An 11,477-nucleotide genomic window follows, 5' to 3' on the forward strand; every position below is an offset into this window, starting at 1 on the left:
GCGCTCTTTCAACGAAGCACTGCCTGGCCAGGCCAGAGAATAGCCGAGACCATGCTCGCCAGACCTGCCACCTCAACCAGCATGCTCGTTCGCTGGCCAGGAGCCATCTCCAGGGAGAGGAACCGCTCTGCGGCTCTGGGAGCCAGCCTTTACGCAGGCGCTTCCGTTCGTTCAGCTCAGACTGCGGCAGGAGAGGATCACGACCTGCGTCTCTGTTGGCAGGTTGCTTTGTGAGATCACAAGCCTGGGCTGGGGATTGATCGCCTCCACGCCCATCTCGCGGCAAAAGGTCACCAGCGCGTCAGGCAGCGACTGCGAGCCGTCGGCTGCCAGAGGATAGTAGTGCATGGGAATCACGATGCGCGGCACCACCTGGCTGATCACTTCAGCCGCCTGCGAGGCGTTGAGGGTGTGCTCGCCACCGATGGGCACCAGCAGGATGTCAGCATCGGCGACCTCCTCAAGCTGCTCTTCCTGCAGGGTATGGCCCAGATCACCGAGATGACAGACAACGATGCCATCTATGTGAATGACATAGATAGTATTGCGTCCACGTTCGCGCCCCCGCCGATTGTCATGATAGGAGGCCACGCCAGTGATCAGTACGTCGCTGATCTCGTACTCGCCCGGCCCGCGCACAATACGGGGATTCCCCTGCACTGCGCGGACATAGTTGTGATTGGGATGCTCGTGACTGATGGTGACAATCGAGGCGCTGACTTTACCCAGGCGCAGAGGCTCCTTCTGCTGCGGGGCGACTTCCGTCTGGGGAGCGAACGGGTCCGTGATGAGCGTGACTTGTTTTCCTCGCAACTGAAAACAGGAGTGGCCGAGCCAGGAAATCTCCATTGCAAAATGTGAGGACACCCGGAGGTGTCCGCTCCCGCTAAATTCAAGAAGAGGGCAGCCGTCAGTCACGCGCTCATGCCTGGCAGACTCCCCTCGTGTTGCCTTACTGGTCGACTGTTCGAAATGGAAAACATAAGTTCGGGCGGGGACTGCAGTCCTCGCCCGGATTACATTGTACCACAGGGATAGGTCTTCTACAAGGGAAGCTCCTACCAACCGGGCTTTTTTGCTTAGTCCGCTCCGGCCTGCTCGCTCACTCTCCCGCGACACTCGTCGTACTACTGCGCCCGGCGCCTGGCGTTTCAGGGCCGGCTTGCTTGACGGGGCCTGCGCCCGCGGTTTATACTGCTGCGATAAGCGCGCTTCTTCCTTCCGCTCAGCTGCTGCTCTGCAGGCCCGCTCGCAAGCTTACAGCAGAGCCCACACAGCGCAATAGACACGGTGCAAGGCACGGCGGCGGGCGGCCCCAGAGGCGGCAAAGGGCAGGGAGATGAAGGCGCTATGGCTCGTGCGAAGTATGGATGAGATGATCTTATGCGCCTGGAGGAACATGTAGCCTTTTCAACGGCGGCGGCCCTGGTGGCTCTGCCGTGGCTGAAAGAGGAGGTCTGGCTGCCCTATGCGGCCAGTATTCTGATCGATGTCGACCACTATCTGGAGTTTGTGGCAGCTCGCCGGCGCCTGAGCCTGCGCGAGGCTTTGCGCTATCTGCGCACTCCTCAGCGCCAGCGCGGCCCTCTGCCGAAACCACTGCACCAACCGTGGACGTTGACCGCCCTGGCGGTGCTGGCCGCCCTTACTCGCCAGCGCTGGCTGTGGCTGGTGCTGGCCGGTATGCTGTTTCATGTGGGCCTGGATGCCTGCAATAATCAGCTGGTGCGCCACATTCAGGGACAGCTCCAGCAGGAGGCCGCCGGACGCTGCCCACGCTGCGCTCGCGAGACGACCAGGCTGGAGCTGCATGCGCGTCGCCCGCTGCGGACTCTGCTGGCTCGCTATCAACGGGCCAATTATGTGGTGCTTTGCCCGGAGTGCCACCGCCTGGCCCATCAGCAGCGGCAGGCGCTGGTTGCGACCTCCGACACCGCTGGCCTGGTCTCGGCTCAGTAGGGATCAGGCACAGGCGGCGCACTGGGGCCAGGCCCGGCCTCGCTTCTGCTTTATGACTGCCGTCTCGACGGAGCGAGGCTTCTGTGATATAATCGCCACGAAGGTTTTGGCCAATGGATGGCCTGCGATGAAAGCGAGGGTGGACCTTGAATACGTTGCAAGCCTGGGCCCCGGCTCTCCGGGTGATTCAGATTATTCTGTCTGTGGCTGTGATTCTCTTTATCTTGCTACAGGCGCGTAGCGCCGGCCTGGGCAGCATCTTCGGCGGAACCAGCGCCGGCTCGGTCTTTAAGACACGCCGCGGGGTGGAGCGCCTGATCTTTAATTTGACGGTGGTCTTTGTGGTGCTCTTCGCGCTGGTCTCGGTGGTTATGATGCTGCTGCCCGCCTAGATCGGTCGCCTCGGCCAGATAGGGGCGCATGGGGAGGCCGCTCTGTGCCTGCACACGCTCGATAAGGCTGCTCCGCGCCCCGCCCGGTACTCCCGGCTCCAGCCCTGCCTGCTACTCCGCCGCACCTGGGCCGCAGTCTGGACTGCCTCAGTTGTTCTTTGCGCTCTTTTCGCCTCCGCTCTGCTAGATTCTCTTCCCCCCCGGCTGGGCTTTCTCCCGCCAGCAGGCTCAAGCTACGGCTGTGCTTTTTTCTGAGCCATAAATAAGCATAAATGAATTTATAGATGTAGGGCTATCCAGAATCTCTGGAATCGGCAGCGATTCGATGCACTTCTCAGGCTGGTTGTTTCCGTGTGAGCACATTGACATGTTCCATGAGCGCTATCTACAATCATAGCAGGCAAGCAAGAAGCGGGAGGCGAGCATGATGGAGCAACCGCTGAGTTTCTCGACCGAGGCGGGCCAGGGCGGGAACGTCTCCAGTGGCGGCAAGCCTGGAGAGAGGGAGCAATTGCTGCCGCTGGAAGCACCCCGTGAACTGGGCCATTATCGTCTGGCGCGTCTGTTGGGCCGTGGGGGCTTTGCTGAGGTCTATCTGGGTGAGCATCGCTATCTGGGGACCGAGGTGGCCATTAAGCTGCTGCAGGCACACCTGGAGCCGGAGGTGCTGCAGCGCTTCTGCGCGGAGGCGCGCATCGCGGCTCGCCTGCACCATCCCCATATTGTGAGGATCTTCGATTTCGTGCTGCTGGAGGAGCGAGGAACGGCTTTTCTGGTGATGGAGTATGCCCCTGGGGGGACCCTGCGTCAGCGCCATCCCCGCGGTAGTCGCTTGCATCCGGCGACGATTCTGCTCTATTTGCAGCAGATCGGGGCAGCCCTGGACTACGCGCATCATCAGCAGTGCATTCATTGCGATATTAAGCCAGAGAATATGTTAATTGGGCGCGACGGCTCGCTTTTGTTGAGCGATTTCGGCATTGCCTCTTTGAGCGGTCAGAATCAGAGGGACTGGCAGCAGGCGGAGGCCATTGCGGGGACGCTGGCCTATATGGCGCCGGAACAGCTGGCTGGTCAGCCGCAGTTTGCCAGTGATCAGTATGCGCTGGGAGTGGTGGTCTATGAATGGCTGTGCGGGGAGTGCCCTTTCCGCGGTTCGCCCGCTGAGGTGCTGGCTCAGCACGTGCACGCGCCACCGCCGCCGCTGCGTCAGCGCGTGCCAACGCTGCCGCCGGGGCTGGCTGCCGTGGTGGAGCGAGCGCTGGCCAAGCGGCCAGAGGCGCGCTTTGCGACGGTGCTGGAGTTCGTGCGGGCTTATGAGCAGGCTCTGGGCCGGGCTTTGCGTCCCCGCGTCCCTGACCGACTAGCACAGCGCCAGGTCGAGCGCCCGACGCGACGGGCCTTGATGGTGGGAATGACCAGCCTGGCAGCCAGCGGCTTGCTCGGCGGCGGTCTGACCTGGCTGGCTTTTTCGCCTCAGCTACGCCCCAGCCGCCCGGTGCTGCCCGGCTGCCCGCTGCCGCTGAGTCAGCCAACAGGGCGCCCGCTTGAGGTACCAGCGCAGGCGACGCCGGTCACCCCTTCACCTCAGCAGCATGAGGGTCAGGGCCATCTGCCTTCCTCTTCTTCTTCTCTGCTGCCCCGAGTGCTGCCCACCCCGCGCTCACGGTCGTCCGCGCCGTCTCGCCTCTGACCATCCTGCACGCCTTGACAGGCCGACTCCGCCTGTGTTACCATTCGCGATCGTGATGGCTACAGCTCTTTGCTCTGCTGCCAGCGTTGAGTTACGTACGGCTTCGCTGCGCAGCGACGCTATTCGCCCGACCCATATCGCGCATGCTCCAGCCGCATAGGCCTGGCGCAGCTTATGCGGCAGAAGAGAGGAGCAGCGCCACCAGGATGAGCACGTAAGCAGGACAGCGTTCTGCTGATGGGTGCTTTTTGGGCCGCGCGTTGCCTGCACTTCCCGCCACGCCGCCCGGCGCGCTGCTGAGCAAGCCAGTTGCGGCGATCGCTGCGGGACGGTGCGCCTCTCCTCTTTCGCTCTTCTCCTTTGTCTGCTCTCCATTAAGCCTCTCTGCCTTGCCCAGGTTTTCATTCCAGTTCAGGACCGACGGGGACGCTCTCTTTCGGGCTGCTGCGCCTCTATCGTCGCCTCCTGGCCTGGTTCTGGCTCTCCGGGCTGCTGCGCCAGGCCGGTTCCTTTCAGGTGGAGCGTCCATTGGGGACGCAATGGCTGACAAGAGTACGTGATGTAGAAAGGAAAGGAACGACCTGAATCATGGAGAAGCGGATTGAGTGCCAGGGAGAGGAAGCTCTGCCAGCGAGACCTCTGTCGCGCGGCGCCCGCCTGCGGCTCTTATTGGCCTATGATGGCTATAATCTGGCCACGAATGCGTCTTTGAGTAGCGCGGTCTGGATGATCTATCTGGCACGCCACGGCTATAGCCCGCTGGTCATCGGCTTGCTGGAGATGACCCTGCATGTGACGAAGCTGTGCGCAGAGATTCCAACGGGGATTTACGCGGATTTGTTGGGGCGGCGCCGCAGTCTTTTTATATACTGCAGCCTGTCAGCAGCTGCAATGCTCTTTTTATCGCTTCCGCTCTGGCCGTCGATCGTCTTGAGTTTTGTGCTCTGGGGTCTGGCCTTTGCGTTCCGCGGCGGCGCCGAGGAGGCGCTGCTCTGGGGCCTGGCGCGGCGCCTGGTCGCTCATGAGGGGCAGCAACAGGGCTACTATAGCCGCCTGATCAGCCGCATGTATTTGCTGGCCCTGGTGGCGGAGGCCGCCAGCACGAGCGTCGGCGGGCTGCTCGGCCAGGTGCAGGAGGCGTTGCCGTTTCTGGTTCAGGCCGCCCTGGCAGTGCTTGCGCTGCTGCCCCTGCTGGCGCTGCCCGAGGAGCGCGGAACCAGCGAGCGGCAACCGCTACGGCATCTGCTGCAGGGATTGCGCGCGGTGCGCGGCGACAGGGTGCTGGTCGGTCTGCTTCTGCTGGCGGGCCTGGTCGAGGGCTGTGGGCTGACCATTTATTACTATCATCAGCTCTATCTGAGCAGCCTGGGGCTGACGCTGGCCCAGGTGGGCCTGGTGATCGCCGCCAGCCAGGTGATCAGCTTTGGCTGTACGGCCCTGGCGCCTGCGCTGTTGGCCCGTATGAGACGCAGCCATCTGCTGACCGGGCTGCTGCTGGCGCTGGCCGGCGGGCTGCTGTTGATGAGTGTGCCGCTGGTGCCGCTTAGCCTGGCAGGCTTCCTGGTGCTCTTCCAGGGGGCTTACGCCCTCTGGCAGCCAGTGGTGAGTACCTGGCTCAACGAGCGCAGTCCCGAGGCCCAGCGGGCCACGGTGCTCTCTCTGCAGACGGGCCTCTTTAGTGCGGCGATGGTGACGCTCTTTCCCCTCTTCGGGCTGGGATTAGGAGAAATGAGCTATCGCTCGCTCTATCGCGCGCTCGCGCTTCTGGCAGGCTGCGGCTTGTTGATGGCCAGCCTGCGCTTCCTCTGGAGCCGCTGGCGAGGAAGCCAGCGCTAGGACGAGGAGCGCGGTGTGAGGCGGCCAGTGTACAGCCCGCGCGCCACTCTGGTCCAGCCAGGGGGCGCCGGGCGACACTGGCTTGCCGTTTTTTTATGCACAACTCACAAATTTTTAGCTACTCGTCAGGAGCTATCTTGTACGACATGACGTTACCGACACGTGGCCGCGCTAGAACTGAGCAGCAGGCACTTTCAGAGTCTTACGAGTACTTGACGAGCTTTCTCCTCTCTCCTACAATAAGTATGCTGGTAGATTGTTAGCCAGCAGCCAGCCAGGGTCAGCATTTAGCCAGACAGGCCGCGTAAGATGGGGACGTCCGCCCAACACAGGGCTTGCAAGCACAGGCAAGAGAACAGGCACGATGGTTGATCACTCGGGGAGACAGCTCGATAATTATTTCCTCCTCCGCTTGCTTGGGCAAGGGAACTATGGCCAGGTTTACCTGGGCGAGCATACTCAGCGCAAGCATCTGGTGGCGGTGAAGGTACTACACACCGGTCTAAACTATGAGGCGCTGCGCCACCTGGTCAATGAGGCCCGCCTCTTCCGCCTGCGGCATCCGCATATTGTGGCGGTCCAGGATTTCGGTGTCGAGCAGGCGCTCGGGGTGCCTTTCATTGTGATGGACTACGCTCCCAATGGCACCCTGCGCCAGCGCCATCCCCAGGGAACGCGTGTGCCGCTGGAGCTGGTGCTGCACTATGTGCATCAGCTCGCCGATGCTCTGCAGTATGCCCACGATGAAAATGTGATTCACCGCGACCTGAAGCCGGAAAATATGCTGCTGGATCAGGAGGACCGTATCCTGCTGACCGACTTCGGGATCTCGGTGATCGTGCAGACGCCTCCGGGTCAGACCCCTCTGGAGCAGCAGAACGCCGGCATCGCCGGGACGCCCCATTATATGGCCCCGGAGCAGTTTATGGGACGCACCAGCCGCGCCAGCGATCAGTATGCCCTGGCGGTGATCGTCTACGAGTGGCTCTGCGGCGATCCGCCTTTCGATGGAACCTTCTATGAGCTGTACGCTCAGCATTCTCAGGTTCCTCCCCCTTCTCTGTTGGAGCGCGTGCCAGACCTCTCGCCCGAGATCGAGTATGTCATTATGCGCGCGCTTTCGAAGGACCCCAAGGGCCGCTTCGCCAGTGTGAGCGAGTTCGCTCATGAGTTGGAGCGCGCCGCCCGCTCCCTGCTGGTGCTCAATTATGTGCCGCGCATCCAGCCGCGCAGCCGCCAGGAGTGCTTTGACGATGGGGTGGCTTTTTATTTTCAGGGCCGCTATCGGGAGGCGGCTGAGTCTTTCTCGGAGGCGCTCGCCCTGGACCCCGCCTACGCCGACGCTTATATGAACCGCGGTAGCTGCTATTTGCAGCTCCAGGAGCCAGAGAAGGCCATCGCCGATTTCGACCGCGCCCTGGAGCTGAATCCTCAGCAGGCCATCGCCTATAACGGACGCGGTTACGCCCGCTGCGCTCTGGGCGATGAGCGCCGGGCCATCGCCGATTTCGATCGCGCCCTGGAGCTGGACCCGACTTATCTGGAGGCCTATTTTAACCGGGGCCGCGCTTACCGCCGCCTCCAGGAGTATGAGAAGGCCATCGCTGACTATAGCCGTGTGCTGCAGCTCGACCCCTCCCATGTCGATGCCTATAATAATCGCGGCAATGCCTATTGCTGCCTGGGCAATTTCGAGCAGGCTATCGCCGATTTCAGTCAGGCTATCCGCCTCAACCCTGAGTATACGCTGGCCTATAATAACCGCGGCAATGCCTACGATGCACTGGGCGAGCATGAGCTGGCTCTCGCCGATCTGACACGCGCCATTGAGCTGGATGCTTTCTATGCTAACGCCTATAATAATCGCGGAACAGTATATCGCAATATGCAAGAGTATGAGCAGGCCCTGGAGGATTATGAGCGCGCTCTGGAGATCCAGCCCGATTACGCTCTGGTATACTACAATCGCGGCCTGACTCGCTATGAGATGCAGGACTATGAGCAGGCGATCCAGGATTTCGAGCGCGCTCTGGAGCTCGATCCCGGCTACGTGGAGGCGTACATCAGGCGCGGCATGGCTTACGATGCTTTGCAGGAGTACGAGCAGGCCATTGCGAATTTCAATCGGGCGGTGGAGCTGTCTCCCTGTCTGGCACGCACTTACGTCTACCGCGGCCTGGCTTACGCCGGCCTGGGCAACTACCGCCGCGCGATTTTGGACTACGATCGCGCGCTGGAGCTGCGCCCGGACGATCCCGAGAGCTATCGCCATCGGGGTGTGGCCTACTTCCGCCTGGGAGACTATCAGCGGGCGATTCTGGACTACGATCGCGCGCTGCAATTGGACCCGAGTAATCGGCTGGTGCGCGCCAGCCGCGAGGAGGCGCTCTATCGGCTGCGCCAGGAACGGCGGCGCGAGGCCCGCTGAATCCCTTCTTGCTCGTGCTCCCGCGCTCGGGCCGGCCCGCGAGTCCAGTCCGCTCGCTTCCGGGCGCCCCGCTCGCACGGTCGTTGGCTCTTGACTCCCTTTTCCTCCGCTCTCTGGCTCGGAGACCAGGCCCGCGCGCGCACGAGCCAGCTCACCCGACTGCGCCGATTGCTCTGCGGCACAGCCGATCGATCTGGCGTAGGCGCCCGCCGACAGAGCGGGCAGGGCGGAGCTGACCGATCGTGATCCCCTGTTGTTCTGCGGGCAGCGGCTAGCTTTCTATCCAGTGAGCAGCGAAGCGAACGGCGAAGGCGGTGCAGTTTGGCATTGTATAAGGTAATGGGGCAGTAGATGATGAGTCGCTTTGACAGGCGTCAAGGCAGCGGTTCAGCAGCGATGAGGAGAAGATACGCAAGAGCTGTCGCCCGAGGAGCTGCGCGCTCTGTTCGGTCGCAGCCGAGCCAGCGGGTTCGGCATCGGCGTGGCCTATCCGCGGCGCGGTCTCCGCTCCTGCCAGAAAGGCGCGCTGCTCCTGGGCCTGGCCGCGCTCAACTTCCCCAACGCCGTGGCCTGTTCCAGCCCTGGTATGCCCTATCTTGAACAAGGGAAGCTGGTGGGCTGAAGCAGGTCGATCGGCTCACCTCCGACGCTCCTGAGCCGGGCGCAGAGAGACGCTGACGCTGGAGCGCGGCCAGGCGTATCGGCTGCCAGCTCCACTCACGCAGGAGAGGCGCCGCCGCCCTGGCTCGCTGCGCTGAATCAGCGGGTCCGGCCTGGGCGCCAGCCACCGGCCTGACTCCCCTTGCCTTTGTCCGGGCGCTTTCTCTATACTAGCTGCGAGGCCCAGGGAGAGCATGCGCCCAGCCCCGCGGCAACTGCGGCGCCGCGGCGTCGGGCAGAGGAGGAGAAGCATTATGCCACAGCAGGATCTGACAGGGGTCCAGCTTGCTGAGCGCTATCAGCTGACAGGTCTCCTTGGCCAGGGGAGCCTGGGTCAGGTCTATCTGGCCCGCCGGACTGCCGGGGAGGCTGCGGGGAGAACGCCGCCGTTGCTGGCCCTCAAGACGCTAGACGGTCTCTCGCTCAGCGAGGCAGAGCTGCCGGCCTGGCTCGCCGCTCTGCAGGCTTTGAGCCAACTGCGCCATGAGCAGCTACTGCCGCTGTTGGACTACGGCTACGACCGCGCGCGGCGGCTGCCCTTTGTGGTCATGCCCTATGTGGCCGCCGGCTCTCTGCGCGCGCGCCATCCCTACGGGTCCCGCCTGCCCCTGGTGATGGTGGTGCGCTACGCGACGCAGCTCGCCTCGGCGCTGCAGGCCGCCCACGAGGCCGGCTGGCTGCATGCTAATGTGAAGCCGGAGAACGTGCTGCTGGGCGACAACGAGCAGCTCTGGCTGAGCGAGGTGGGCCTCTGGTCGCTGGTGCAGCGCTTCACGAGCGGGGCCGGATCGTCGTTCAGCGGCGAGGCCGGGCTGGCAGCCTCTCCCTATCAGGCTCCTGAGCAGCAGGCTGGTCAGCCTGTGGCGGCCAGCGATCAATATGCGCTGGCAGCTCTCTGCTACGAATGGCTGACGGGCAGCCCGCCGCGGCGCCTGGAGGAGGGCGGAGCGCTTCAGCCGCTGCGGGCGAGGGCGCCGGAGCTGAGCACGGCGGTTGAGCAGGTGCTGATGCAGGCCCTGGCGGCTGACCCGGCTCAGCGCTTTCCTTCCGTACAGGCTTTTGCTGAGGCCCTCAGCCGGGCGGCCTCGGCCCTGGAGGTGGCCGTGCCCAATGAGCGCGAGCTGGTCCAGGTCTGGGTTCAGCAGGGCAACGAGCACGCGCGCTACGGCAGATGGCAGGAGGCGCTGGCGGCCTTCAGCGAAGCTCTGCGTCTCGATCCGCGCAATGTCTACGCCCATAACCGGCGGGGTCAGGTCTACGCCGAACTGGGGCGCTATGAGGAGGCCCTGGCCGACTTCAATGCCGCTATCCGTCTGGCGCCCGACGATCCGACGGCCTATCATCATCGCGGCTTCCTGGCGCTGCAACAAGACCGGCTGGAGCAGGCGCTGGAGGACTATACGACGGTGCTGCGCCTGGAGCCGGGACGGGCGGTGAGCTATAACAATCGCGGGCGCATCTATCTGGAGCTTGGTCGTCCCAGGGAGGCCCTGGCGGATCTCAATGAGGCCATCCGCCTCGATCCCAGCTATGCCCCAGCCTACTTCAATCGCGGCAACGCTTACGAGGAGCTGGGCGAACGAGAGCGAGCGATCGCCGACTATACAGAAGCGCTGCGCCTCGATCCCGCGCATGCTCCGGCCTATTTCCATCGCGGCGCCCTCTATCAACAACAGGGCGATCTTGAGCGGGCGCTGGCTGATCTCAACGAGGCTATCCGCCTCGACCCCAGCGATGCCGCCGCCGCTCTGGTGCGCGGCGAAGTCTACGCAGCTCTGGGTCAGCCTGCTAAGGCACGCGCCGATTTCGATCAGGCCATCCGCCTCGATCCGCAGCAGGCTGAGGCTTATCTGCAGCGCGCCCTGCTGCTGCGGCGCCAGGGAGAGGAGGCGCAGGCCCTGGCTGATCTGAACGAGGCTATTCGCCTGGCGCCGACCGATCCCCTGGCCTATCGCGAGCGCGCCAGCCTGTATGAGGAGCAGGGCGACTTTGATCGTGCGCTGGCCGATCTCAACGAGGCCATCCGCCTGGCCCCTGCCGACGCGCTCAGCTATGCCCATCGCGGGAACCTGCGCCGGCAACGAGGCGAGTTTGAGGAGGCCCTGGCCGATTTCGAGCAGGCGCTGCGCCTCGATCCCGCTCTGGTAGTGGCCTACCTCTATCGGGCTGTGCTCTACGCGGAGCTGGGCGAGCTGGAGCCGGCTCTGGCCGATCTCAACGAGGCCATCCGCCTGGCCCCCGAGGCAGCCGAGGCCCACTATTACCGCGGCCTGCTCTATGCCGATCTGGGCCAGTTCCAGGCGGCTATCGATGCTCTTAGTGAGGCCATTCGCCTCCGTCCCGATGATCCGGCCTTCTATCGGGAACGGGCCCGCCTCTATGAAGTGCAAGGGAGACCTCAGTACGCCCTGGCCGATTTGGAGCGCGCCCGACGCTATGCGCCGGAGGACGAGGAGATCTGGCAGGCCCTGCAGCGGGTGCGCCAGCTCTTGCGTTCTGCAGACGGGGG

The 11,477-nt window shown here is 63.5% G+C and carries 7 protein-coding genes; 6 read left to right on the forward strand and 1 reads right to left on the reverse strand.

Annotated features, from left to right (window positions below; all coding sequences use genetic code 11):
• Positions 1–171: 171 nt before the first annotated feature.
• The gene (locus tag IRZ31_RS16655) at positions 172–867 is read right to left on the reverse strand and encodes an MBL fold metallo-hydrolase (protein WP_297155656.1); all 696 of its coding nucleotides are present in this window, start codon (positions 865–867) and stop codon (positions 172–174) included.
• Between the two features lie 516 nt (positions 868–1,383).
• Here IRZ31_RS16655 and IRZ31_RS16660 point away from each other — a divergent pair.
• The 6 genes from IRZ31_RS16660 to IRZ31_RS16685 form a co-directional block, all read left to right on the forward strand.
• Positions 1,384–1,959 carry a hypothetical protein gene (locus IRZ31_RS16660; protein ID WP_297155658.1) on the forward strand — a complete coding sequence of 192 codons (576 nt, stop codon included), beginning with the start codon at positions 1,384–1,386 and terminating at the stop codon, positions 1,957–1,959.
• Positions 1,960–2,105: 146 nt separating this feature from the next.
• Entirely contained in the window at positions 2,106–2,351 is a 246-nt protein-coding gene (secG, locus tag IRZ31_RS16665) for a preprotein translocase subunit SecG (RefSeq protein WP_228026566.1), read from the forward strand.
• 424 nt (positions 2,352–2,775) lie between these two features.
• The gene (locus tag IRZ31_RS16670; RefSeq protein ID WP_297155661.1) at positions 2,776–4,044 is read left to right on the forward strand and encodes a serine/threonine-protein kinase; all 1,269 of its coding nucleotides are present in this window, start codon (positions 2,776–2,778) and stop codon (positions 4,042–4,044) included.
• Between the two features lie 588 nt (positions 4,045–4,632).
• On the forward strand, positions 4,633–5,880 hold the full coding sequence (locus IRZ31_RS16675) for an MFS transporter (RefSeq protein WP_297155663.1): 1,248 nt from the start codon (positions 4,633–4,635) through the stop codon (positions 5,878–5,880).
• Positions 5,881–6,244: 364 nt separating this feature from the next.
• Positions 6,245–8,308, forward strand: a complete 2,064-nt coding sequence (locus tag IRZ31_RS16680) for a serine/threonine-protein kinase (protein WP_297155665.1) — start codon at positions 6,245–6,247, stop codon at positions 8,306–8,308.
• Between the two features lie 914 nt (positions 8,309–9,222).
• A partial coding sequence (locus IRZ31_RS16685; protein ID WP_297155667.1) for a serine/threonine-protein kinase occupies positions 9,223–11,477 on the forward strand: 2,255 nt, incomplete at its 3' end.

The sequence above is a fragment of the Thermogemmatispora sp. genome (assembly GCF_019683635.1).
Lineage (GTDB): Bacteria > Chloroflexota > Ktedonobacteria > Ktedonobacterales > Ktedonobacteraceae > Thermogemmatispora.

What these genes read in the sequence shown, in the direction of transcription:
- IRZ31_RS16660 (WP_297155658.1), top strand. Translation starts at nt 1,384, where the DNA reads ATGCGCCTGGAGGAACATGTAGCCTTTTCAACGGCGGCGGCCCTGGTG.
- IRZ31_RS16670 (WP_297155661.1), top strand. Translation starts at nt 2,776, where the DNA reads ATGATGGAGCAACCGCTGAGTTTCTCGACCGAGGCGGGCCAGGGCGGG.
- IRZ31_RS16675 (WP_297155663.1), top strand. Translation starts at nt 4,633, where the DNA reads ATGGAGAAGCGGATTGAGTGCCAGGGAGAGGAAGCTCTGCCAGCGAGA.
- IRZ31_RS16680 (WP_297155665.1), top strand. Translation starts at nt 6,245, where the DNA reads ATGGTTGATCACTCGGGGAGACAGCTCGATAATTATTTCCTCCTCCGC.